The 26,531-nt window shown below is 36.0% G+C and carries 21 protein-coding genes; 3 read left to right on the top strand and 18 right to left on the bottom strand.

Features of this window, described 5'->3' with window-relative positions; all coding sequences use genetic code 11:
• Positions 1-114: 114 nt before the first annotated feature.
• The 7 genes from DK866_RS19195 to DK866_RS19165 form a co-directional block, all read right to left on the bottom strand.
• A complete protein-coding gene (locus DK866_RS19195; RefSeq protein ID WP_109410194.1) occupies positions 115-1,023 on the bottom strand; it encodes an RHS repeat domain-containing protein in 909 nt (302 codons plus the stop codon).
• A gap of 161 nt (positions 1,024-1,184) precedes the next feature.
• Positions 1,185-1,688, bottom strand: coding sequence for a hypothetical protein (locus tag DK866_RS19190; protein WP_109410193.1), 504 nt, complete (start codon positions 1,686-1,688; stop codon positions 1,185-1,187).
• Between the two features lie 5 nt (positions 1,689-1,693).
• Positions 1,694-6,619, bottom strand: a complete 4,926-nt coding sequence (locus DK866_RS19185) for an RHS repeat-associated core domain-containing protein (protein ID WP_244179728.1) — start codon at positions 6,617-6,619, stop codon at positions 1,694-1,696.
• Positions 6,620-6,634: 15 nt separating this feature from the next.
• A complete protein-coding gene (locus tag DK866_RS19180) occupies positions 6,635-6,991 on the bottom strand; it encodes a DUF4150 domain-containing protein (protein ID WP_109410192.1) in 357 nt (118 codons plus the stop codon).
• A complete protein-coding gene (locus DK866_RS19175; RefSeq protein ID WP_109410191.1) occupies positions 6,984-8,195 on the bottom strand; it encodes a DUF2169 family type VI secretion system accessory protein in 1,212 nt (403 codons plus the stop codon). Before DK866_RS19175 ends, DK866_RS19180 begins: the two co-directional genes overlap by 8 nt.
• Before the next feature lie 10 nt (positions 8,196-8,205).
• On the bottom strand, positions 8,206-10,326 hold the full coding sequence (locus DK866_RS19170; protein ID WP_109410190.1) for a type VI secretion system Vgr family protein: 2,121 nt from the start codon (positions 10,324-10,326) through the stop codon (positions 8,206-8,208).
• Positions 10,327-10,427: 101 nt separating this feature from the next.
• On the bottom strand, positions 10,428-10,946 hold the full coding sequence (locus DK866_RS19165; protein WP_036939804.1) for an Hcp family type VI secretion system effector: 519 nt from the start codon (positions 10,944-10,946) through the stop codon (positions 10,428-10,430).
• A gap of 975 nt (positions 10,947-11,921) precedes the next feature.
• Here DK866_RS19165 and DK866_RS19160 point away from each other — a divergent pair.
• From DK866_RS19160 to DK866_RS19150, 3 genes are all read left to right on the top strand, one after another.
• Complete coding sequence (locus tag DK866_RS19160) at positions 11,922-13,337, top strand: NAD(P)/FAD-dependent oxidoreductase (RefSeq protein ID WP_109410189.1); 1,416 nt, start codon at positions 11,922-11,924, stop codon at positions 13,335-13,337.
• A gap of 254 nt (positions 13,338-13,591) precedes the next feature.
• Positions 13,592-14,296, top strand: coding sequence for a hypothetical protein (locus DK866_RS19155; RefSeq protein ID WP_109410188.1), 705 nt, complete (start codon positions 13,592-13,594; stop codon positions 14,294-14,296).
• Between the two features lie 865 nt (positions 14,297-15,161).
• Positions 15,162-15,455 (top strand): helix-turn-helix domain-containing protein, encoded by a 294-nt coding sequence (locus tag DK866_RS19150; RefSeq protein WP_109410187.1) that lies wholly within the window; start codon positions 15,162-15,164, stop codon positions 15,453-15,455.
• A 150-nt stretch (positions 15,456-15,605) separates the two neighbouring features.
• Here the strand turns inward: DK866_RS19150 and DK866_RS19145 are convergent, their stop codons facing one another.
• The 11 genes from DK866_RS19145 to DK866_RS19095 all read right to left on the bottom strand — a co-directional run bounded on the left by DK866_RS19145 (position 15,606) and on the right by DK866_RS19095 (position 26,199).
• Positions 15,606-16,343 (bottom strand): ankyrin repeat domain-containing protein, encoded by a 738-nt coding sequence (locus tag DK866_RS19145; RefSeq protein ID WP_208624200.1) that lies wholly within the window; start codon positions 16,341-16,343, stop codon positions 15,606-15,608.
• A 412-nt stretch (positions 16,344-16,755) separates the two neighbouring features.
• Complete coding sequence (locus tag DK866_RS19140; RefSeq protein ID WP_162557037.1) at positions 16,756-17,337, bottom strand: hypothetical protein; 582 nt, start codon at positions 17,335-17,337, stop codon at positions 16,756-16,758.
• Positions 17,338-17,407: 70 nt separating this feature from the next.
• Positions 17,408-18,784 carry a VasL domain-containing protein gene (locus DK866_RS19135; protein WP_109410185.1) on the bottom strand — a complete coding sequence of 459 codons (1,377 nt, stop codon included), beginning with the start codon at positions 18,782-18,784 and terminating at the stop codon, positions 17,408-17,410.
• 90 nt (positions 18,785-18,874) lie between these two features.
• Positions 18,875-19,303, bottom strand: coding sequence for a type VI secretion system baseplate subunit TssE (gene tssE, locus DK866_RS19130; protein ID WP_109410184.1), 429 nt, complete (start codon positions 19,301-19,303; stop codon positions 18,875-18,877).
• A gap of 2 nt (positions 19,304-19,305) precedes the next feature.
• A complete protein-coding gene (tssJ, locus tag DK866_RS19125; RefSeq protein WP_109410183.1) occupies positions 19,306-19,869 on the bottom strand; it encodes a type VI secretion system lipoprotein TssJ in 564 nt (187 codons plus the stop codon).
• Positions 19,844-20,941, bottom strand: coding sequence for a type VI secretion system baseplate subunit TssG (gene tssG, locus DK866_RS19120; RefSeq protein ID WP_109410182.1), 1,098 nt, complete (start codon positions 20,939-20,941; stop codon positions 19,844-19,846). Before tssG ends, tssJ begins: the two co-directional genes overlap by 26 nt.
• Entirely contained in the window at positions 20,905-22,668 is a 1,764-nt protein-coding gene (gene tssF, locus DK866_RS19115; RefSeq protein ID WP_109410181.1) for a type VI secretion system baseplate subunit TssF, read from the bottom strand. The genes tssG and tssF overlap by 37 nt, the downstream gene beginning before the upstream one ends.
• Positions 22,669-22,700: 32 nt before the next feature.
• Positions 22,701-24,323 carry a type VI secretion system protein TssA gene (gene tssA, locus DK866_RS19110; RefSeq protein ID WP_109410180.1) on the bottom strand — a complete coding sequence of 541 codons (1,623 nt, stop codon included), beginning with the start codon at positions 24,321-24,323 and terminating at the stop codon, positions 22,701-22,703.
• 8 nt (positions 24,324-24,331) lie between these two features.
• Entirely contained in the window at positions 24,332-24,898 is a 567-nt protein-coding gene (locus tag DK866_RS19105) for a hypothetical protein (protein WP_109410179.1), read from the bottom strand.
• Positions 24,899-25,144: 246 nt separating this feature from the next.
• A complete protein-coding gene (locus DK866_RS19100; RefSeq protein WP_109410178.1) occupies positions 25,145-25,693 on the bottom strand; it encodes a DUF3304 domain-containing protein in 549 nt (182 codons plus the stop codon).
• Positions 25,678-26,199 carry a DUF3304 domain-containing protein gene (locus DK866_RS19095; protein ID WP_109410177.1) on the bottom strand — a complete coding sequence of 174 codons (522 nt, stop codon included), beginning with the start codon at positions 26,197-26,199 and terminating at the stop codon, positions 25,678-25,680. The genes DK866_RS19100 and DK866_RS19095 overlap by 16 nt, the downstream gene beginning before the upstream one ends.
• Positions 26,200-26,531 lie beyond the last annotated feature (332 nt).

The raw sequence follows: 26,531 nt of genomic DNA, 5'->3' as shown, positions 1-26,531 counted from the left end.
ACCGCTTCTTGCTTAAACTCAGTAGTATAAAATCTATTTGTTCGTTTTTTCATTTAACACCTCAATAATTGGATTATATTCCATTATTAAAGTGTCCTGTTTGATTAAAGCAGATCAGTAGCGAAAGCGATTGTAATACAAGCCACTTTCTTTATCTTCATATTGTCCGACAAAAGGAAAATGACATTCGGTATATTCAGGGTCGTTATCGGCATAATCATCATGAGATTGCCAAAAGGCCATTTGTCCCCAGGTATTTAATCGATCTGCCCAGCTAACAATCCCTTTTTCGCTAAAGATTTCTCGTGGGGTGCCTTGATGGTCAGTGACCACATAATGCAATTTTCCGCATTGATAACGGGCTGTGGGAGTGATTTCATTGGGCTGGTAGAGCCACTGAATTTGCGGATCATAAGCGGGCGTACCATCGGCATAAATCGGAGTTTCCTGCACCATCTGATAGCCAGAGCACAGGTAATCAACACGCTGAACACGTTTATTTTTAAACGGTGAATTGGGCGGTGAAATAGGACGATTATCGACCACCTTACTTTTACTGAGGCGTCGCCCAAAAGCATCGTAAGTGTAACGCCAGCATTCCCCTTCAGGGTTAAAACAGGCAACAAGTTGATTAAGCGTATTCCATTGGTAATACCACGTTTTTGCTCGAAAACCGTGTTGATGAACCACTTTTGGGGTTAATCGACCATTAATATCGTAGTGATAATCTTGGTAGCCTTTAGCGGTGATACGGCGAGTGACACGGCCTTTTTGTAGCTGTTGTGCCAGTTGTAAAAAGGCACCTTGTGCATCAAACGGAATAAACTGGTGCTCTGTGATATTGAGATTGTTATCGTACTGAAACTTTTCGCTTTGGCGTTCAAACTGGTTGCTGTATTGGGTTTCAATAATTTGGTCGTTGGCGTTATAGCGGTATTGTGTGCGGTTCCAACGCGCATCATCGATATTGACCAGATTAAAAGCTTTATCGTATTGATAACCTCGAAGAACATCGGTCGACATCGGGGGTTGAAGCGGATTATCGTGTAGGGATTGTAAAAAGGACTCCGTTCCTCGTCCTGCACGTTGATGTGCTAATAATTATATAACATAATTAATTTTATATTAATAATTTAATTTATTTTGAGGAGCTAATAATTTAGCTCCAACTCATTAATAAAAAACTATTTTTTTTTGTGATTTTCGTTTAGTAATAAAATAGCATTATTTTTGATTTTTTCATTTTTTGACTTAGAAAGAATTTTTAATTTTTCTATTGCATTTTCATTTCCTATACTATTTATTCCCCTAATACATTTTATAGCTAGTGAATAGTTGTCATCAAAATCTAAATATTCTAGATTTAAATTGGATGCTAAATATAAAACATCAACACTTGATGGACTTTTATATGCTTGTAAAAGTCTTGCTAAATCCTCATGCTTATAATGCCATTTTTCAAGAATTAATTTTTCCAACAAATAAATACAGACATATTTATATTTAATGACATCACCAAGATATAAAATACAATCGAGAAATTCCGAATCTTTTTTTTCAATGGATAAATCTAATTCATGACAAATATCAATAATACCAAATTTTTTTGTATATTCTTGAATTAAATTATCTTTATTTATTTTTTTTCTCATATATAGCTCTATTAAATTTATTTTTTCTTTTATCATATGGTTTAATCCTTTTTTATTTCCTTTAATTTTTCAAATCTTTTAATATTATCATTAAATATTTCTAATGCTTTACCTTTACCAAGACCAATGTTGATTTGTTCACCCTCAGCTTTAAAATAAGCATTAAACTTATTCCACCCTTTGCTAATAATAGGCATATCAGGGTAGGTTTCTCTTGTTGCTTTAGATATATCTCTAACACCGATATTTTCTAAGGCTTTTGTTGTTCCTGGTTTTAAATCAAAACGTACTAATATTCCTGTATAACTTTCAGAAAATCCTAATGTGGGGGATAAAAATGTTTCAGATGTTGGTTTCAATTGATTTTTGTTTATTAAATGCTCATAGTGAGCAGATGACATTGAACGATAAAAACTTTCAACCTCTCCTTTATTCCCCTGACCACCCGCCAACCCAAACGGATCTACCCACCCAGTTGGACAATGCACATACCCATACGGATTAAAGCCACCTAATAATCCGATAGGATCAGGCGAAATATATTGCCCAGTGCCCTTATCATAGTAGCGAAAGCGATTGTAATACAAGCCACTTTCTTTATCTTCATATTGTCCCGCAAAACGAAAATGGCATTCGGTATATTCGGGGTCGTTATCGGCATAATTATCATGAGATTGCCAAAGCGCCATTTGCCCCCAGGTATTTAACCGTCCCGCCCAGCTTACAATCCCTTTTTCGCTAAAGATTTCTCGTGGGGTGCCTTGATGGTCAGTGACGACATAATGCAGTTTTCCACGTTGATAACGGGCTGTGGGAGTGATTTCGCCGGGTTGATAGAGCCACTGAATTTGCGAATCATAAGCGGGAGTACCATCGGCATAAATCGGGGTTTCTTGCACCATTTGGTCGCCAGACCACAGGTAATCAACACGCTGAACGCGTTTATTTTTAAACGGTGAATTGGGTGGTGAAGTAGGGCGATTATCGACCACCTTACTTTTACTGAGTCGTCGCCCAAAGGCATCGTAAGTGTAACGCCAGCATTCTCCTTCAGGATTAAAACAGGCAATAAGTTGATTAAGCGTATTCCATTGGTAATACCACGTTTTTGCTCGAAAACCGTGTTGATGAACCACTTTTTGCGTTAATCGACCATTAATGTCGTAGTGATAATCTTGATAACCTTTGGCAGTGATACGGCGTGTGACACGGCCTTTTTGTTGCTGTTGTGCCAGTTGTAAAAACGCACCTTGTGCATCAGATGGAATAAACTGATGCTCTGTGATATTCAGGTTGTTATCGTACTGAAACTTCTCACTTTGGCATTCAAACTGGTTGCTGTATTGCGTTTCAACAATTTGGTCGTTGGCGTTATAGCGGTATTGTGTGCGGTTCCAGCGGGCATCCTCAATATTGACCAGATTAAAGGCTTTATCGTATTGATAACCTCGGTGAACATCGGTCGATATTGGCGGTTGAAGTGGATTATCGTGTAGCGATTTAAAAAAGGACTCCGTTCCCCGTCCTGCACGTTGATGCGCTAATAACCCAGTGGCGGTGTAATGGCTGGAGTTGGCAAAACCCGCTTGGCTTTGACGTAAAAACTCTTGCCCTAAGGCGTTATAACTAAATTGTAAGGGTGCATGTTGATTGACTTGCAGGGAAGTCAGTTCATGAAGTTGACCGAAAGCATAATTAAGTTCACGCTCACCAAAGCGGGTTTGGGTGAGAATATCGTGCTCCTCATCCCATTGGTGCGTAATCTCTTGTCCATTAATGCGCTCACAACACAAATGCCCTTGGTTGTCATACTCAAATTCCACCACCGAATCAGGATTGGTGGCACGAATAAGTTGTAAACGTTCATTGTATTGATAAGTGGTTGTGGAAAGGCATTTATGCTCAATCTCATCGGCAAACCAAATGCTTTGTTCGGTGACTAACCCTGTCTCATCATAATGATAACGGAGCTCATGATTATCAGGGTAACGAGTCGCAATACGCCGCCCTAAGCGGTCGTAGCGATATTGAATTTCACGTCCAGCAAAATCCACTTCACGAATGATTTGACCGGCTTTATCGCGCTCATAAGAATAGACATCGCCAGTGGCGTTGATGACGTTTTTGAGTCGTGTAAGTGAGTCATATTCAAAGCGAATTTCCGTCCCATCAGGGCGTATGGTGGCGAGTAATAAATCAAAGGGGCCATAGCGATAGCGCGTGGTTTTGCCTTCGCCATCGGTGACAGCAACAACCCGGCGTTCGCTGTCATATTCAATATGTTGATGGATATCATCAGGCAATAAAATATCGCTGAGACTGCCGTTAACACCATCATGCTCTTTACTGTATTGATAGCGAGTGGTGTGGTTTAGTGCATTAGTCACTTGTAGTAAGCGACCTAACTCATCACTTTGGTATTCCGAGCTATGTTGATAAGGGTTGGTGCTTTTTATTAATTGATTAGCTGGGTTATATTCATAGTGCCACTGTGCACCATTTGGCTGAATAGCTTTAAGTAGTTCACCATGTTGGCTATATTCATAGGCTTGTTGGCGACCTTGTGGATCGGTAACTGCGGTTAAATTACTTTTGTCATCGTAGGTGAGTTGCCATTTATCGCCAAAGGGGGAGACATAGCAGGTGAGTTGCCCATCGTCATTATATTCATAACCCACTTTACGGCCGTCAGGTAGATGGATTTGTGCTAGAAGCCCATCAGCGTGATAAACATATTTTGTAGTTTCTCCAAGATCATTGGTTTCACTGACTTTTCGATGATCTTGCCACTGTGTTCGAGTCTCTCGACCTAAAGGATCGAGTACACGAATAACTTGCTGATCTTCATTGTAATAATAGCGAGTTTGACCACCTTCATTATCAATATAAGTATTGATAGCTAAGGCATCGTCATATAAAAAGCGATCACACCAATAACCACTTTCTGAATAGGTTTTGATGACACGGCCTTGCGTATCATATTCAAGCGTTAACTCAGTTTGGTCAGTATCGCGCCAACTTGTCATCCAACCTTGGGCGGTATAAGTATGGAATAAGTGGTTTTGCTGAAAGGCATCACATTCACTTAAATAGCCCTGTTTATCGTATTGACAAGAGACTAAGCGCTGGACTTTTGAATCGAAGGTGTAATCAATAAATTGTAATTTATCATATTGATAATGCAGATTTATTTGAAAACCATCATAACGAATAAGTTGGTTTAATTGTCCTTTATCGTTATATCTGAAATGAAGTGATAATCCTTGCAAGTTGCTGATTTTTATCAGCCGATAATGTGACGATTTTGCGGTTTGTGCTTCAAAGTAATAAAGGCGTTGATGGCGATTATCACGTATCCACAATCCCGTTTTTTTATTACCTAACAGTAAGTAATGAGGAACACGTTGGTTACGTGAGCACACTTCATCGGAAGGAGTCAAAAAGGTATAATGGTTGCCATCTGGATCTTGAAAATCAACACTGCCATGATGTAGTGTTAACGACATTGACCAGTTATCTCCCCATTTACTGCCAAAAAGCCCTTTAGGTGATTGGGTAGAATAGTAAGCCCTATTGAGTTCAATAGGTAAAAGGCCGGGGATCGAAATAACAGGCCAAATCTGGATAAAGTCCCCACTCACTAAATCAACGGGATCACCTTCAGTATTTTTCTTTTGGTTATCTTGGCTTTTCCCTGTATCAGAGCTCTGGGTATTGCTTTTTTCATCATTAACTTTAGTTGATGGTGTGTCTGTTTTAGGCGTATCGGTTGTTGCAGGCTTTTCTTTGATGATTGCACCTGAGTCTGGTTTTGCACTTTCTGTGGGTTTAGGTGCAACCTCGGTGGAGGGTTTTGCATTATCAACAGGATCAATTGGTTTTTCTGGTGCTTTATTTATTGGTGTTGTGTCTGGCTTGATATTATCTACGTTGGTGATTGGTTTTTCTTTTGAAGCTGTTTTTGCTGTTGTTAAATCAATATTTCCAATGGTAGCATCAAGATCTCTACGTGCTTGATTAGATTTTGAAAAAACAGCTTTCGAACCATGCTTAAATACTCCCAAAATTCCTGTCATTAAGCTGGCACCTTCATAAAGCAGAGCTCCGCCTTTCTCTGCTTCACTTTCTAGCGTTGCTTTAATTTCACTAAAGTTGACATTTTTTGCTTTTTCAGTTTGACTTATTGCCTGCTGAGCTTGATTTTTCGCTATATCATCAAAACCAAATACTTTAGCAACAATTGCATTTCTTGCTGATGTTATCGCTGAGTAAAAATAGGAGACTGACGTTAAACCTTCCGCCATTTCAACGCCATCATTATAAAATTGCTTTATGGCACCTTTAGCACCTTCATCGGGATGGACAATAGCCTCTCCCATATTATTAAAGGCTTTATAAACTTGCTGGGTAGCTTCTGAAGGAGGAGAGTTTTGTGGTGATGAGTGAGTAATACTTCCCGCTACTGTTGCTGCTATTTTTTCATCATTATTTTCAGCAGAAACGACAGTGTTGGCTTCTTCAGGTGTCTTTCCATTAGAAGAAGGAACATGTGTAATAATACCTTCAGTATTACCATTAGGCTGAACTTCATCTATTGATACTGAGCTAAATAATTGTGTAGAGGGAGGTAAGTTATCAAGATGGTATTTCTTAATTATTTCATCATATGTTTCGTAATCAACATAGTAAATAGGGTGGCTTGGCGGTAAATTTCCTTTACTATCAAGTACTCTTATTTCTACATTATCACTCGATAAAGTAGCATGAAAATACATTTCCTGACCTGATGGTAAACCAATATAACTAGTACTACGGATATCGTCATTTGTGCTGGATATTACATGACCTTGGGGGAGGCTATCGTCTGATTTTAAAGCATTCCCCCATTGCTTATCAAAAGTATCAATATCAGTGTAATTATTTTTTTTACCCACTTCTGGTACTTCATAGACTAGATAAGTTTTCATAATCGATCTTCCTTGTTACTTCCCATTCATCCAAAACTTATCCCCATGACGTAAAATGGGTTTTTTATTGACCTTAACGCTTTTCGAGTGCTCTTTGGGGTAACACTTACCCGCCACGGTGCCACTTTTTATCCCTTTTGCTGCGCCTGCTTCATCACCCATTGTGGTGGGAATAACACTTTGATTAAGAACAACAATAGGGTGGTTATTTGCTCTAACTGTAGGCACTGAGCCGACAGCAGTTTCGAGTTTTGCCACAACGGGATAAGGGATCGGAGGAGTTGAAGGTCCTATTGGTGTTTTGCAAACATCGGGAATTAGACTAATAACGAGCCAAGCATCTTGTTGTCTTGCAATATAATTATCAGCCATGAGTTTGCTCCTGTTGTGGTTGGGCAAAACGCACTAAAGGTGCATCAGGATTGATTTCAAAACGCGCTTCACAAACGCGAATAGGAAGTGATACTTCAAAAGCTAATCGATAAGTCAGTGCAAGTTGCTGTTTTTCAGCATCAATAACAAGCGTGTCTAAATTCAATTTGATAGGAATAAACAAGCCATCTTGCATACGCAATAAAACAAAAGGGCGATGCTCAGGTAATGTGGTTTGCAAATAACCTTGAGGGGTTAAATTCTCTAATTTCAATGTGAAATTAGTTTTTGGGTAAGGAATTTGTTGGTCAGCGGGTGCACCATTCCAATATTGAAAATCAAAATCATAAGGTAAATACGGATGGCGAGAATTAACCCATTCATCATCATAAGTACCTGCTAATAAACGGCGCGGTAACCATGCTCGACCAATAACACCAAAACCAGCGGGCTGCTGTTGAAAAGTGCTAGCATTGAGTTGCTGATTAATCCAATCAGCCGTAATGGGGGGGCTTAATGATTCAATTTGAGGAGCTGAAAATGAGGTAATACCTTTTGCTTGCAGATACCACGGAGTGATAAATCCTAAGCCTAATGGATTATATTCATAAGCAGCGTGTGCAATAGGCGCTGATTCACCCTCGGGATGATTAACACGCACTGATTCAGGTAATAAATTTTCTTTATTTAATGTGTGTTGTAATTGTTCATCGGCATAGATCTTATTTTCACCCCCAAAAGCATAACGATAATCTATTGGTAATTGTCGTATTGGTTTAGGTCGTGTTAATTGCCACGATTTTTTTTGCTCGTCATAAATGAATTGCCGAACACCTGTGCAACGTAATGGTTTATAAAGTAAGGTGTTTTTTTCTGCATCCATTAAGGTGACAGATGCGATAATCGACTCGCTAGGAATGCCATTAGGTGCATACGCCATTCCTTTTATGATCACATCACAAAAAGGCTTAAAAGGCGCTAAATCACTTTCATAAAAAACAGAAGACGTATTAATGGTTGATACATACTCATCCTGTAAAATCAGCGGAAATTTTGTTGAAAGGTGAGTCTGGTAAATCCCCGTTTCTGTTGTGGGCAGTAAGTCGTAACCCACTTTCATCACGACAACATGATGTTCAATATCTGAGGTATCTAACATCTTATAGTTCATTACTGAAAACGGGGTTAAGTTGCGAAATTCCATTTTCACCTTCTTAATTCAAGTCAATATCTTTGCCCGTGATCTGCACCGGACCTGAGGCTTCAAAACTAAATTCCGTACCATTAATGGTGATATGGCCTGCACTATCCATTCTTAACACGCTGGCACCGCAACGCAGCTCAAGGGCATCACCTGCATCGATGGCTAACGTATTGCCCACACTGATTTTTTTATGTTGACCGACGGTTTCGGTGTTATTTTCATTGATGGTTTCAGTCCGATTACCTTTTACCTGCATCTCTTGATTTTTATCGATGATCTCAGCGTGGCTATTGAGTACATGCGTGGTGCGATTGTTGAGCACTACCGTATTCATATCCTTCTGTGCATGAATAAAAATCTCCTGCTTGCCACCCGCATCTTCAAAGCGCAGTTCGTTAAAACCATCGCCTTTATGGGTTTTGGTTTTGATTGTTGTGCGGGTCATATTTTCAGGGAATTTCAGCGGGGGTGCGTTGCGACCGTTATAGGTGCACCCTGTGATAATCGGTCTATCAATATCGCCATTAAGATAAGAGACAATGACTTCTTGCCCGATGCGCGGTACAGCAGAAAAACCATAGCCATTACCATTCCAGCCCATCGCTACACGTACCCAGCACGAAGCACTGTGATCGGGCTTGCCATAGCGATCCCAATGAAAATAGACTTTTACGGCACCCACTTCATTGACATATATCTCTTCACCCGGAGGGCCTACCACCGTGGCAACTTCATCGCCATCCGCCGTCGGTTTGTAATGATGCGGTGGTCGCCATTCTTGCGTACCAGGAATAAACTCGACACTATTAGAAAGCTGTGTACCTTCGCCACCGCTGTTATCTGCTAACGGCTGTACGCCATGATGCGAAACTTGAATAACTTGCCAGTTATCATTCATCATTAAACTAGGGTGATTGCTCAGCGAGAAAATCTTGCCCGGCATTAAGGCAAAACAGTTGGTGCTGGCACGTCCAACACGACTGCCGTTGCGCAGTTGTTCAAAACGAATGGCAGTGAAAGGGGCCGCTTGTGCATCTTCTTGAAAGCGTCCATAGCTTTCGAACACGCTATGTTGACCACCTTTTTCTAATTTGGCTTGATGCGCTAATGGGTAAGAAGGGCGGATAAAGTTATTGTCTTTTTGAATGGTTTCATCCACACAGAGATATTCGCCGTATTGCCATGTAGTCGCGGTACTATCTGTAATATCGCTTTCAGCTTGCGGGTTATAGGTCAGGTGAATGCCTGCCGTCATGCCCATATGTTCATCGCTATAAAACAGTTGGTTCTCTTCAAACCAAAAGTTAATCCCTTCCTCAAAGGCTAAACGGCACCAAAACGCATAGGCAGATTCTCGTTTTTGCGTGGTATAGGGGCGTTTCTGGTGTAAATCATCACGATAAAATTTGCTGTCGGCTTTGATATGGGCTTCTTCTAACAGCGTTTTTAAAATATCAGGCACTTTTTTATGCTGGAAAATACGACTGTCTTGATTAAGCGTCATCACCCACATTTCAGGGCGAATATCAAAGTGATACCACGTTTTTACACCATCGGTATTACCTTGCACGGCACCGGCTAAGATCCCACGTACAGTCCGGATTTCGTTACCATTACGCTTAACAGTTAAAGATGAAGCCACACCCAATAGCGATTGAAAATCGATAAAAGGCAAAGTGGTGACTGCGCTAATTGACAGTGAAAATAAACGTGATAACCCTTCGTTTAAATTAAATTCCGTGACTTGAAAAGTGCTTTCAGGCAAGCCAGCAATTTGGCAGGTAAAAACCAAACCAGAAGGCGATACCGCGCCTAATAGCGAATCTAACAGTTGTGCATAGGCTTTATTTTTAGCCAATCCTTCAGAGAAGGTCAGCCCCGGTACATCGTCGTTATTTATTCCACCGGCAAAACCGCCACCGGGAATAAGCGATGAGGCTTGAGAGGCCATTGACGAGGCTTGCGAAAGCCCTTGTTGTTCCGTTTGAGCTGTGGCGAGCGTTTGCTGAGTAGAGGCCGAAAGTGTCGATGTTGCTTTAGCAATCGCTAGATCCTGCGCTTTATTGAGCGCCTTCTTTTTTAATCCACCAAGCTGAGAGGTGAGATTATTTTTTTTATCTTTCGCAAACATCTTTCGCTCCAATATCCACTGAGCAAGCTACCGCTTGTTTTATCCATTAAGAAAATACAAAGAAACACCCACACACTTTGGTGTGTAGGTGAAAAGAAGGATTAACCTTCGAGTGGCGCACGCCAGTCGTCAGAGCCAGAAGTACCTGCAACCGTGTGTTCCCAATCAATTTTGCGATAAGACAGGGAGACTTCGATCAGTTGTGTGAAGTCTGATTTGGCCGGATCTTGGCAGTGTGGCATTTGGCAATCGATGTTGACGATAGTCGCATCGGTTAATGTGGTGGTGAAGAAATGCTCTTGTTTCCCTTCAACCGAAGTGCGATACCATTTTAAGGTCGTTTTTGGCAGCATTTCGCCCGACGCTAATGCGTTATACAGCAGAGGAACGGCTTTGTTTAATGCCACAGTGAAACGGAATGGTTTATGGGCGCGTTGACCTGAAGGCTGACCTGATTGTGGATCAGTCGGCACGGTGACTACGTGAGAGAATGCTTGCACCAGCATTTCATCTTCGTGGCCTTGAACATAAATATTACCGACGGATTCCGCGGTAAATGCACCCGCAGTGATGTTACCTTGGGTTTTCCCTTCGATAGAGATATAGCATGGAGTTGGCATGGCAAGTCCTTAATTTACAGTGAGTAATCGTTTCTCAACAAAATCATTTTGTTGAAGTCCTTTCGATAAAAATCAGCCAGTGCGCACTGCGATTTGATAAGAGTAGCTTAAGTAATTTTGGAAGGAAGTAAAGAAAGGGGTAGAGAGAGAGGGCGTTGTATCCTCGTAGGATAAGTGACTTAGCGTAAAATAATTGTTCACACGATATTTACTACTTTCGTTTCTTATAATAAGTGTATTTATTTATACAATTCCCTTTCGTAAATGTCCGAAATCTCGCTAAAGCCAGTCCGTTCTAATGTACATGGATTTTTAATATGTAACAAAATGTGTATTTTGTTTCAAGTTGTAACAATGTTGATTTATAAGGAAAAATTAAGGTCTATTTTACAAAAGTAATCAAAAAAAGACTTATCTTGTTATTGGTTTAAAAATGAACACTTAAAATTTGGTTATACAAAGAGATAAATATAATCTTAAGTATGGTCATTTCAACTACCTCCTTATTTTCTTCTGAATCACTATCAAATAACCAGCCCATTGTTATATTTCTTATCATTATCTCCTTTTTATATACCCAACTTATTATCTTAGTAACATTAGTAATTTTGTGGATTATTTGTTAATCAATTTATTTAATTCAACTTATTTATTTGTAATTTGAATGTGTAATAACGTGATGTTTAACAAGTGGGTTGTAGCTCTTTAATAGTAGAAAATTTTATATATTGATGAAAAAACCAAGAAAACAACTAGTTTGATATGCTCTAATCTTACTTAATTGACTTAAATAATCGATAAAAAACAAAATGATAATTAATCCCCTTCTTTGTATAAGTAAATTAAATAGTACGGATTTTTAAGAAAAAAACAGATGAAAAAGTTTACAAATACTTTACTAATAGTTTACAAATGAAATAAGATATCGTTATTGTTTTAATGCTAATAATTCATTGAGTAAAAGGAACGAGTAAAATGGCGATATCTAGAAGAAAATTTATCATTGGTGGAACAGTCGTGGCTGTAGCGGCTGGTGCGGGAATTTTAACACCAATGTTAACTCGCGAAGGGCGCTTTGTTCCGGGTACACCAAGACATGGTTTTGTTGAAGGTACGGAAGGGGCTTTACCAAAACAAGCGGATGTTGTTGTTATTGGTGCGGGTATTCTCGGTATTATGACGGCCATTAATCTTGTGGAACGTGGTTTATCTGTTGTGATTGTAGAAAAAGGTAATATCGCGGGTGAGCAATCTTCTAGATTCTACGGTCAAGCAATTAGCTATAAAATGCCTGACGAAACATTCTTATTACACCATTTAGGTAAATATCGCTGGCGTGAAATGAATGCAAAAGTAGGTGTTGATACCACTTATCGTACACAAGGCCGTGTAGAAGTTCCTCTTGATGAAGAAGATTTAGTAAACGTAAGAAAATGGATTGACGAAAGAAGTAAGAATGTTGGCTCAGATATTCCATTTAAAACCAGAATTATTGAAGGGGCTGAATTAAATCAACGTCTTCGCGGTGCAACAACAGATTGGAAAATTGCAGGCTTTGAAGAAGATTCAGGTAGCTTCGATCCAGAAGTTGCAACCTTCGTTATGGCTGAATACGCTAAAAAAATGGGCGTTAGAATTTACACTCAATGTGCGGCTCGTGGCTTAGAAACACAAGCGGGTGTGATTTCTGACGTTGTAACAGAGAAAGGTGCAATTAAAACTTCTCAAGTTGTTGTTGCTGGTGGTGTTTGGTCACGCCTATTTATGCAAAATCTCAATGTTGATGTGCCAACACTGCCTGCATATCAGTCTCAACAGTTAATCAGTGGTTCACCAACAGCACCGGGTGGCAACGTTGCTTTACCGGGCGGTATTTTCTTCCGTGAACAAGCTGATGGTACTTACGCAACTTCTCCTCGTGTTATTGTGGCTCCAGTAGTGAAAGAATCTTTCACTTATGGTTATAAATATCTGCCATTATTAGCTCTGCCTGATTTCCCTGTGCATATTTCTTTAAATGAACAATTAATCAATTCATTTATGCAATCAACACATTGGAATTTAGATGAAGTTTCTCCGTTTGAGCAATTTAGAAATATGACAGCACTGCCAGATTTACCTGAGCTAAATGCTTCATTAGAAAAATTAAAAGCAGAATTCCCAGCCTTTAAAGAATCGAAATTAATTGATCAATGGAGTGGTGCAATGGCTATCGCACCAGATGAAAATCCAATTATCTCAGAAGTTAAAGAATATCCAGGCTTAGTGATTAATACAGCGACAGGTTGGGGTATGACAGAAAGCCCAGTATCAGCAGAATTAACAGCTGATTTGTTACTTGGTAAAAAACCTGTTTTAGATCCAAAACCATTTAGTCTTTACAGATTCTAATCCATATAGTTTAAAAAGCCCTCTAGTAGAGGGCTTTTTTTGTATATACTTAATCATAACTAAACTTATTGTTTTAATTAATTGAAAATATTATTTGGGTTATGAAATAATATTGTTTTTTTATAAGTTAGATATTTAAATAAATAACTATCTATTTATTCTAAATAAAATGTAAGTTGATAAAAATAAGATCAACTGCTATTGTTGCTTCAATATAAAGGATTATTAATTAATAATAGAATAAGGATATTTATATGGCTAACCGTTCTTACTTATATAGTATTTCTAATCAACCTAGTAATCATAATGATCGACCTGATATTGTTTATGGATTATCTGAATGGGCTTACTCTGTTCCTCTAATACATCGAATTCTGATGTCTGGTGATCCTAAACGATGTGAGTCTTTGATCTTCTCTGGATTAGAAAGTGATGATTTTGATGAAGATGAATGCGAAATTGATGAAGAGCAAGATCTTCCTTTATATGCAGTAACCAGTCATTTTGAACCAGGATATAAACGATTAAAGAAATTTTTATCCATTCTTGAAGTTCTCTTTTCTGATGTAAAAAGTCATATTGTCGAAGATATTCAGGAAACAATTTGTTTCTTAGAAAAAAATAAATTGCCTTATTTAATATTAGATACTGTTGAAATTGATATGATGTTAATTTCAGGTGCTGATAATTTACGAGATGCTGTCGATGAAGAGGTTGAACGCTGTTTATCTATAGGAAAAGTTATTGATGAGTTACCTGATAATATTGAAGAAGCAGCTAAGATAATAAAATCAGCCATAATAAAACCTAAAGCGAATGAGCTTTATGTTTTCTCTGATATTCGATTAGATGAAACTTACGATCATATTCGTTGTGGTGAGCCTCTAGGGTTGTCTTATTGGAGTAATGAACTATATTATTATCTGCTTAATAAAAAAGAATTCGAAGAGAATAAATAATAAGCACTCCCAACAACCTAAAAGTAGATTGTTGGGGGGAACTTTTATTAATTAATATTAATTTAAATAAATACTATTTATGATAGTATATTTTTTATTTTTTATAAAAGATATTTTTTCTATTACATGTTTTTTCTTTTTTTCTTTTTTTCTTTTTTTCTTTTTTTCTTTTTTTTCTTTTTTTTCTTATAAGAATATATTTTAAAATAAAAATAATTAATATTATTAATGGTGATATAAAACTAATAATAATTGATATTATCATGCTGTTAAATGAAAAATATAATAAAATGTAAAGATATAAAAAGTGAAAATAAAAAATATTAGATAAGTTTGTACTAATTTATAATGGTTTTAATTCAGTTTTTAATTATTGTTATTTGAAAAAAAACATTATTTATTTATTGAGTTATAATATTTTTAATATGGTATGAAATTGTTACAAAAATAATAACATAGAGATATCTTTATGATGTATTATAGCTTCTATATTAATGATAAACATGCATCTATAAATTATTGATTATATCCATATGTTTTTATTTTAGAATAAATCCCTTTTTTCTGAGAAAAAATAGATAAAACTATCTAACATATTGAGTTACATGTCGATTACGGATTCGATATTTAATACTATCGTGTTACTCTAAATATGATGTAGATTAAAATAACATATAGAAATGTAAATTATTTTAAATTTAAAATATCGGAATAACCTTATTAACAGAGTTCGTGAAAGTAAGTACTGTTACGAGTGTTCAATAACAAATGGTTAAGTATTTTCAGTTTATGATTTGATCGTTTTTAAACTGTAATTCGGTGTTTTATCGATATGATCATCTAATAAAAGAAGGAGAACAATGGGATGATTAACACCAAAGTTGGAAATAGAATAAAAATGATAAGAAGACAATTGAAAATAACAGAGAATGAAATGTCTGAAAGGTTGGGAATAAGTATATTACATTATTCTCAATTAGAAGATGGGCATTTAAAAATAACGGTAGATCAATTGATTACTATTTCTTTTATACTGTGTGTTACACCTCAAAGCTTAATTTTAGAGGCTAAAAAAACAGATTTTATGATTTTTGAAGATAGGGAATCAATAACACAACCTAGTGAGATTGTAATATTTAGAAAGAAAAAGGTAGTTTGAAGAAATAGTATTATTATATCTTTATTAACATTGAGTTCAGATAAATATATTAAACTGTATTTTTAATTGTTTTAATGAAAATTATACTTCATTAAAACTTAATAAATAATAGTATAAATGCCATCTTATTATGAGATGGCATTTATGTATTTAATGGCAGGACGTTGTACCGGTTCTATGATTTATAGCACCGTTTCTAATCAGTAGCTTCTGCATATCTTTAAGATTATTTTGGCAAGCATAGCTTAACGCACTATGATTATAAGAAAATAGTGATGTATCTTGTGTTGTGGTAACAAGATTAACATCTGCACCTTGAGAAATAAGATATTTTACAGTATCAATGCGATTATTGCTTGCTGCAATCATAATAAAGGTTTCACCATCACTTTCTACTCTTTGATTATTAATTTCAATATCACTTCTCATTAGGGCGTGAATTTTTTTGACTACATTAACGTTGTTTCCTAATACAGCTGACTTAAAGACATTATAAACATCGCCTTTATCTGTAGCCCATAAATTAGCACCTTGAGAAATAAGATAATCAACCATTTCCTCATCACCAATAAATGCGGCCCAACCTAGTGCTGTTTGGTCTAAGCTACCTGTATCTTTTGCTTCAATATCTTGACCATTAGCAAGCATTTTTTTAACTTCATTTAAATCACCGTGTTTAACAGCATCAAACCATAGCGCATTTCTACCTGTACTTGGTGAAGTATAGAAAACACGATGTGGCAAGCGTGATTTATTAGCCAACTCAATCATATCAGAATAATTTGATTTAAAAGATTGATATTCTGGTGGATTATTTTCATTAATAATCAATGCTTGTGCGCCAAAAGAAACCAATAATAATGAAATAACAAACATTTTTATATTCATTTAAACACCTTACAATCTAAATAATTAACAAAACTTATTACAATTAGTTTATTAAAAATTAATATTTATTAGTGTTGATAATTGAAACAGAATGTAATTAAGGTGTGTTTTAGTAATACGTATTTGTAATAAAGATAAATCTTATTAATTGATTTGTTTCTTTAGTGATTTAAAATACGTATTTTTACTTGTATTTTATTGAATATAATGAGAATTATTCATTTTTAGTCATTATGTGATAATTTAATTGTGTCATGCACTGATGGTTTAATACTGTAATTTTATTATTATCTTCTTTTTTAGTTATTAATTTAAAAGCTATTTTGTAATAACTCGTTACTTTTTAATGAATATTTCTATCAGTATTAAAAATAGTGCAATTATGATTATTTTTAACTTTTCAATATTTAATTTAATGATAGGTTATTTTGTCGATTTTATAGTCTTTTTCATCTATTGTTATTTTTGATTTTAATGTTGAATTATTGTTTTTAATTATAAATTCTTCATCTGATCTATATTTTGTTTCTGATTGAGAACCAGTAAAAGTTATATTTAAACTGAAATTATTTTTTTTACTGAAAATATAGAGATTAGCAGAGGATAGTTTATAATCAGGATAGCGAATATCTCTTTTCTCATAATCAACTAATGGTAATTTGTTTTCTTTATTGTTCATGATTAAATATATTTCTGATTCTATTACCTTATTTTTATCATTTTGATATACAAGGTCTAATAAAATTTTGTATTCATTCTCATCAGGAAATGTAAAGTTTATTGAACCAATATTAGTTTTAGAAGATAAAATATCTTCTTGATTTAGTGTAATATCTGCAACTTTTATTGGTCTTGGCTGATTATTATAATAATTAATAACAGGTTCTGATCGAGTATTGTTAGATGGGCTTATTCTTTCATCTTTAGAGTCAAAAATTATTTTAATAAAATCTATAGGGCCAACAAAGATAGCTCCTCCATAAGGTGAACCCATAATACAACCACTTAATAAACTAACAATGGTAATAAGGATTAAGTTCCTTATAAAATACATATTTTTTTCCTTATTTAGAACGTAATAACGAATATCGATTTAATAGTTGTTTAAAATGGTTATCTATTTGTTGATATTCATAGTCTGAAATTGCATTTTGTGTTGGTTGCTTTTCAAGTAAGCGTAACTCTTCCTCTAAAGGCTTAGCTTGGTTGAAATGTTGGCGAGCTTTGAAAATGATAGATTTTAACTCAGAGCCAGTAATATAATTTTTAGGGTTACCATCAAAGCTATCTAATCGTTGGCTTAATCCGTCGAGTTCAGCCATCCCTTTAGACCATTGATTGAGTTGTTCATCAGTGGTGGCATTTATTTTTAGATTATTTTTCCAAAGCTGTGTAAATGATAAAAGCTCAAGATTATCTTCATACTGCTCATTCAAATAACTGATTACTTCAAGTCCGTAACTCTGCGCCCATGTGGGAGAAAGTAATGCGAGCTCATCTAAACGCTGTTGTATCACATCAATCTGCTCAGAATTGATTGTTTTTGTTATATTTTTACCATTTGCAGTTTGCTGTTCAATAAGAGAGCCTGCATGTGCATTAATAGTTGGAATATAAGGAAAAGCATCTGTCAGATTGTTATTTTTTAATTCAGATAACCAAAAATAAAATAGGATAACAAAAAATAAACTACTGGTTAATGTGCCAATTAAAATACCTTTCCATAATTCTTGATGGTTGTTTTTTTTAGCTGGTGTTTGTAATGCAATAGATGGGGAGATATAGGTTTTAGGTGGTATGGTCTTTTCAGTTAAATGAGGGGATGTAGATAATGCTGATTCAGCAATTTGAGGTTGATTGTTTTCTTCTTTATTAATAATGGGTGATAAATCAGGTGAATAAAAATTATTATCTAATGTATCTGCATTTTCTAGTTGTCTCGCTTGGGTGATAATTAAATTTTGTAAATAATCAAACTGGATAAGATGTTTTATTTCTAATGTTTGAAGGTGATGATTAATATTTTTTAATAACTCTTCAATTTGATAAAGAATAGGTAAGTCAGTATAAACAAATGTTGTTCCTCGAATGCCAGAAATTAATTGTTGGCTTAATGTAGAAAGAATATTAATACGAGTATGTGTTTGTACAGGCCATAATGTTTGCCAATACTGAGTTAATATTTTATGGGTTAGATAAAGACCTTCATTTAAACCATCTAATCCAGACTGTTGCTGACGAGATAAAACAAACCAAGCTGCTGTTTGAAGATCAACACCATTTTGATTAAATAAAGAAATACACAATTCATGGACATATTGCCAATTAATATCAGGGCGTGCTGGATGAAAGCGTTTATCAAGTTCCTCTTTAATATTAAGAAATTGATTAAATACACGAGGATCACCTCCAACAGGAAGTGAGTCTAAGTAAGAGTTCATAGAAGCCTCAAGTTAATTTAAGGTCTAAATGCTATAAGATAAAGTTAAACAAAGGAAAATAGGCTAAGAATAAAATGAATGGAAATATATTTACGATAAGTTAAATTGTTTTTTTAAATGATGGAGAAATATTCGTCCATCAGGAGAAAACTCAGTGCCATAACGTATAAGCCCTCTTTCATGTAATTCAATATCTAAAGAATAACATAATTTTCCAAATTCATTTTCAGGTAATATACCTAGTGTTACTGATTTTATTCTAGGTTCATACTTGAGTAATGTTTTTGATAATATTGCCATTACTTTATGTGAACTTCCTGGTAATCCTTGAATAAGTTTGCTCATATCGGGTAAGCCATAATCAGGCAAATGTTTTAATGTTCCTGCTCGTGAGTTTAATATTCGACGAATATTATCCATAACAGATAAAATAACTTGGTCTTCTTCGGAGATGGCATCTACAGGCAATCCTCCAGAAAAATATCCCGTTAGCATTTCATAAAGAGAGGGTTGTGGCATCGTTATTTTTTATCCAAAGGTTGTAATGTTAGTGTATTTTCAGCTAACTCAATTTTTCGTGCTTTATCAGGATCAAGTTTATTTTTAGGAATAACAATACGCCAGTTATTTTTAATTTCATCAGGAGTGTGAAACATTACTGCTATTGCAACAAATTCTGTTTCTTTCTCCATTGGCATATCTAAAGAAATAGATTCTCCAGGACGAATACGTAAGTCTTTTTGTGTTAGCAATGAAGATTTTAAAATATCGTTATTTTGATTAAACAGCGAAAGATAATCACTATTATTAAAGGTGTCAGCAGATTTTAGTTGGAATACTCTAACAATGACGGAAAGCGAAGAACCGTTATCGTCAGTATTAAGTGCTTCTCGTGCAGTAAAATCTAAATGTAGCACTTTAATTTGCTTATAGAAAATAGATTTAGTTAAAGAGACTGTACCATCACTAATAGTTTGTGTTAGACCACATCCTGCAAGAGTAAAAACACCAATAAGTAATAGTGCTAGTCGGTAAGTATGGGAGAGAAATATTTGAGGTTTAGAATTGATAATTGCCATATTCATCACTTTTATAATGTTGAGTGCGGAGTGTTAGATATTGATAAAAACCAAGGCCGATGGTGATAAAAGAGGGAGTTGATGGTTTTTCAATAATGTTATGAGGTCGCATAACTGCAGTTCTACCCAGTTGCACACCTTGGCTTTTAGAGGTGCTCAGTGTTGCATCAGGTAATAAATCTCTTGGTAGTGTTAAACGCAATCGTGCATTAACGCGAGAACCTAAATAAACACGAAGCAATGCCATAAAATCTTGATAAATACTGCCATCAGGTAGCCAGCCTTTTGCTTCATCTTTATTTTCAGTATGTAATTTTATTAATACTTGGCTGTTTACGTCTATCGCATAACTCCCTAAAACGGGTTTGTTTTCTAATGTAATAGGGGATGTACACGACATTGCGGTGGGGATCTCTAGCGCTATTCTTCGTGGATCATGAGGAATAATATCGACCTTTGTCGATGGTGCTAATAATTTTACTAATGCACTAATTCCTTCCGCCGTGCGTGTAGGTAAGCGTAATATTCCTAATAAAGCTAAAAAGCGAGATAGGGGAGACTGCACCTGATTAGCACAACCTGGAATGCCTAAACCAATTAAACCATAAAGATATTGTGATGTATTATCACTGCCTCCTTCATCGAAGGTTGCAGGATACGAATATTTACGCCAAATTCGATAAAATTGTGTAGTAAGTCGATGGTTAAAAATATCTAAAAAATCAGTGAGTGAATCCGTACCATCTCGATATTGTGCAATATCATCAAGATAAGATGTTGGAAGAGGTGAGGTGATACCATAAAGTCCTAGAAAGGTAGTACGTAAGCTTGGTACTGTACTTTTACGATATTTATCAAGGGAGTCAATCCCTTTGATTTCAGTCACTGGAAAACCCATACCTCGATGAGGGCGAAAACGAATAGGATCATCTTTAGGGTCGTGAGAACGCCCTAATTCATAGAAATTAGCATTGGATTTTTCAAGTAGTTGGCAAAAGCGATAGAAATTTATATAAGGTAATTTTTCGCCTAAAGCCTCAATTAACGGGGTAGCTGTGGATTGTGGATCTCTTTCCATTGAATGCGTTTTCCTGTTGGTAAGATAATCAGTGTTAATTGATTAAACAGATGAACATCGGCATAAAGTGCAAAAAAGCGATTAAGCATTTCACCAAATAAATGCATATCCCCTTCACCATTAAAACCATTACTGTCTAATGTCACTTCAATATCAATGCCTCGTTGTAAAAAACCTTTCTCAAAACGCTCAATTAAATGGTGTTCAACATGAATAATGGCATCGAGTTTTCGATGATTCATATCATCATCTCGCCAGTCATAGAGTGCGAGTGTACCTCGGAGCACTTCGGCATTGTCCATCATATTCAGAAAACTTGAACCAAGGTGGCTGAGTACTCGCCAATGAAATCGATCTTCTGAAGGCGGATAAAGCGGCAAAGTGGGTTTACATAAATTACGTACAGTTAATGGAATTTGTAAGGTTTGTTCTGTTCTATCAAGCAATGTACTTTGCAGTGCTTTGCGCGGTAATTGCCCATTAGTACCCGTGAGTTGTAATGAAAGGGTTTCTGTATGAGTTGCTAAATCAATCTCTTGTTTTTCTCCTCCTAATATAAGCCAAGTATCATGAAGCCCCGTAACACCACGCTTTACTCTGGTATGATAATAACGTTCAGGTGCATTATGGCGTAACATACCACCACGATGACGGAAGCTAGTAAATGGCACATAAATAGATTCATTTGTCCGTTGAGAGCCATGTACGCTATCCACACTATAAATTTCAGTATGCCCATCTTGAATACGACGCGGGCGTAGTAAATATTCGCTTTCCAATCCATTAACTGTGAGGGGATCTGCTTCTATATTGAAAAGATTAATAACAGGAATACAATGTAAACGGATATTTTCATCACTTAATGTGAGTGAGCTATCCCATAAAGTATTTAGAACAATATCTAACTCAAATTTTGATGTTTCTTCAGGAAAATGGATATCACCTAATCCATTAAGTGACACAAACATAAACTTTTCACGAAAAGAAAAATATTCCAGTAGCAATTGATAACCACTAAATGTGGTATCACCTTTAGGCCAAAGGGCATCCGTATCCTTAAATCCTCCTGGTGAAAAATAGAGGGGCACCGCTATTCTGTCTTTTGATTGAGGAAGTTTTAAATAGATTTTTGAAACTTGTTTGGTTAATGCTAAATGCAGTGCATTAGTTGTTGGAATATCACCAGATAAATAAAATGAAAGCTTATGAAGGTTAACCTCAGACCAGTTAATAATTTCACTACATGTAAATTTTAACTGAATAACTGAGCGTCCATCTGGCTCAGTTGTTAAATTAACGGTCTCTATTCTTATTGGATTAAGTGTTAAATCTTGCGTTGTTCGATAGTGACAAATTGTTTTTTTCGGGCCAATAGGACGAGAAAGTACCTCGAATTGAGCCGATATTTTATCTGTCATTTTCATTTTCTGAATATCTGGTGTTAATTCAATGATTGATAATGAAGGAATTGTTTGTAAATAATGAGGCCACAATAAACTAACAAGGCCTTCTGTTAACTCAGGTAAATCATCATCAATTTTTTGTCTTAATTGCCCCATTGAAAAAGCAAAGCCTTCAAATAAGCGTTCAACAAAAGGATCGGGTGTACCTGCTTTATCTAAATCGAGCATTGCGGCTCTATCGGGGTGTGCTTGTGCAAACTCTTTTGCGGCTTCTCTAAGATAGCGCATTTCCGCATCAAAATAGCGAAGGGTTAAATCATCCATTAATTTGATACCTTGATTTTTTGAGTAAAATATTAAGAATATAAAATTGAAGAACGTACAGGATCGATAGCTGTCAATTCACTGAGTAACAGTTCCATTTGTTGTTCAATGCGGTTTTTATCTGAAGTATTACGTTGAATTTGGGCTCTATAAAGGTGAAGTTGTCGTGCTTTCACTTCAAAAATATAGTTAGGCTCCCATTGTGTTAATGGCATTGAAAGTGCTTTTTTATCAAGTTCTCGTAATAAATTTAATGCCAGATCGTGACGAGCAAATTGTTCTGCTACTCTTGCCATAACTAGGTTTAATAGCCATTTTTGTCTTGGCGTGTTGATATCAGGACGATGTTGTAGCCATTTTAAGGCAATCTCAATGCCTTCATTATCTGCTTGAGTAATGGCTTCAGGCTCTAGTGCTAATATAGGCTCGTCTTCGGATTGGTGAGATGATGAACTTGATAATCCCTGCATGGCATCAAAATTCTCTTCCATAACATGCTGTTTTATCCAATTTAAGGTTACTTCATCAGCAAAGGGAGTACCATCTTCCCATGACAGTTTTTCTAAATCAGGAAGGCGGGTAAGAAATTGTTTTAAATCGTTTTTTATAACATCAGACCATGCATTCCAAGGGGCAGAGGATTTGCTGAGTGCTTGATATAAATACCATTGCACATCTAACCAAAAATGGTTAACACCTTCAGCAAAAAGCTTGTCAGCTTGTTCTGCCAGTTCACCCCAGCTTTGTTGTAAATAGAGGCGTTTAAGTTGTGCTCTTGCATCCGTTCTTGGGGGGGAAAGGCGAGTACAACCTTGTTGATCTTGTGGTGGAAGTTGATGAAGCGTATCCCATCTCACTACTTTCATTAATCTATGTCCTGCTAACCAGCCATTAGGTTGATTGCGTAAGTAGTTAGCAAGCATTTTAGATTGATCTAATAATTCACGACCTGATTGTATTGTCTCTATTGGCGTGTTTTGTGATAAAGAAGATGGCTTTGAAGAAGAGTTATAAGCAGATTCATTTCTGCTGATATTTTGTGGTACTAATGAGCTTGTGCCACCAGATTGAGCAAGGCGTTTTTCGAGTGCTTGATGTAATCCCGCAAGTTGTGGTCTTTCAGCTTCGTTCCATGTTTCAAGCTCAGTTTCAATGGTGGCTAATAGGGCGATAATCCGAGAAAATTCATTATGATCGACTTCGGGATAAAGCGATAAGCTATCTAAAACGCGTTGCCCTGATAACCACTCTAAGGCCGATTTTCTACTGGTGGCTCGGCTAGGTAATAGCGTGTCGTGATAGCGAATAAGCAATCCACTTAAAAGTCCTAAAGAATCGGCAAGTCCGTGTTCACCTTCTTTGTGTAAGCGTGCCCAAATATAATAAGTCACCACACGCACATCTTTGCAGGAATTGAGCAATAATTTTTCAGCCAATAAGCAAATCAGTTCAGTATCTGCGCCAGAGAGTTTATTGACTTCTTCTTTCATTCGCTCAAAGTCATCTTCATAACTGGGATCATCACCAATGGGGTGATTGGGTGTAATGGGTAATAACCAACGATCCCACAAAGCGATTTGTTGTTGAGCAAGTTGTGTTTCTAAGGATGCGTCTTTATTGAAACAAGCAGTTCTAAGAGATGTTAATATAGACATGTATTTTCCTAGTAATAATTAATATTATCATTATTATCTATTGCCATGAGTAAACTAAGTCTTCCTCCATTATTATCACCTATGACATTTAATATTGTGGTAACGTTATTGGTATCATATTGGCTTTTTATTTCACCACACTCTTTATTTTCGAGACATTGGAAAAAAGTATTATCTCGAGGGATATTATCAATTTGATAGCTAGGTGGGCCAAATATATTAAATAATGACTGATTTAATTTATTGTAGTTATTTAATAGTGTTTGTTGGTTATTTTGATTTTTTAATTCTAGAATAAGAAGAGATGCAAGACCTTTATCTCTTAATACCACAAAAAAGTAATAATAACTGTCCTTTATACCATAAGGAGATGACCATGAAGAACATGCCCATCCTTCGGGTGCAGATGTACATTTTAAATTAGCTAAATCTAATTTTTTAATATCATCCATTGATTGATGCCATTTAAAACCATGCATGATTTTTTTAATATCTGCTTGTTTGTTATCACAAGAACTAAGTGTTGAAATAACAAATGCCAAACTAATTAAAAATAAGATTTTTATTTTTTTCATTAAGTACTCATTGTTTTATTAAGGAAACTTATTTTTTGTTGATTACAATTTTTATAAAATAAATTTATAAATATTTATTTTATTGTATTACTTTAATAATAAAGTGGATAAAGATATGTGAAAATTTCGACTGCAGTTATAATTTTTATTCTTCTCGTGTTTTATAATTATTTTCTATTTGTTGTTGAGATAATTCCAATCGCCCATCATTAGGGAAATGATTAGGTACCCAAACTGGTTCTGCTTTTATTTCTTCAAACATATGGTTGGCTCCTTCATATTATGAGGTTCATTAATTGGGTATTCAGGATCACCATAGCTATAGCAAGAAGTGGTAATTTTCACCTCATTACAAGGTAAAAAATGAACATCGACACCACACACTTCTTTATCATATTGTGGGATTGGCACCCAAGTTTCGTGATAGGTCGTATAGTGGTCTAATTCTTTTTCCCAGTGATTATAGGCTTCGACTTGGTCAAAATCAGGAGCAGGAGATATTTTGCTTTTGTCGAGTTTCTCCCACTTTATGTGCGCGATTAAATTAGGACGCCATTTTTCGGGGATCATCACACAACAGACCGTGCCGCCAATACTGCCATAACCTTCATTAATCGAAAAACCGGTAATACTGTATTGAGTGTGGTTATAGCCTTGAAGCCCGGCTCCCAAGAGGGAGTTTTCTGGTTTTGCACCCCAAGAGCCGGCATTAGCACAACCGGAAAGTAACAGAGAGATGATCAAGAGCGTGGCAAGTTTAGGGTAAGTTTGCCAAATGGTTATTTTTGAGGACATACGGTGGGTTCCTTCATATTATGAGGTTCATTAATTGGGTATTCAGGATGACCATATCCTTTACAAGAGGTAGTGATTTTCACTTCATTACAAGGTAAGAAATGCACTTTAACACTACAAGGTTCATCATATTGTGGGATTGGCACCCAAGTTTCGTGACTGGAGGTATTGTCGCGGAGTTGTTGTTTCCAGTGTTTATAGGCTTCTACTTGGCTAAATTTTGGAGGTGGTGGAAATTTGCTGGTATCGAGAGTTTCCCATCGAATATGTGCGGTTAAATTAGGGCGCCATTTTTCGGGGATCATCACACAACAGACGGTTCCGCCAATACTGCCGTAACCCCCATTAATTGAAAAACCTGAAATTTCAAATTGAGTATGGTTATAGCCTTGAAGTCCTGCTCCCAACATGGAGTTTTCCGTTTTTGTGCCCCAAGAGCCCGCATTAGCACAACCGGAAAGTAACAGAGAAGAAGTGAGAATTAATGATATTACTTTTAATGACATAGAATAATTAAGATTTATTTAAATGTTAGTTTGTTATTTAACTTAAAAGAAAGCTTTCCAGAGATCTTTTGGCTAAATAGGGCGGTGACTAGTTAATATTTCAATATAATGGAGAATACTTGGTGTAAAAATAACTGAGATATCAATAATCCATTTTAATCATCTTTTTATTTGTTTAAATTTTTAATCTAAAAAGATCTTTTCTGGTAAAACAAAATTGCGTAGTTGCAAGAGTGCGATTGGGCCATCGCCCATTTCTGTTCTTAAAGTGTAATTGAGTGACTGTCCATTTAAGGTTTTCCAACTGACAGAGTAACTGCTGGTGCTGCCGG

The organism is Proteus genomosp. 4 str. ATCC 51469 (assembly GCF_003144375.1).
Taxonomy (GTDB): domain Bacteria; phylum Pseudomonadota; class Gammaproteobacteria; order Enterobacterales; family Enterobacteriaceae; genus Proteus.
Note: the sequence above shows the minus strand (reverse complement) of the source record. Positions and strands in the feature narration are given on the sequence as shown.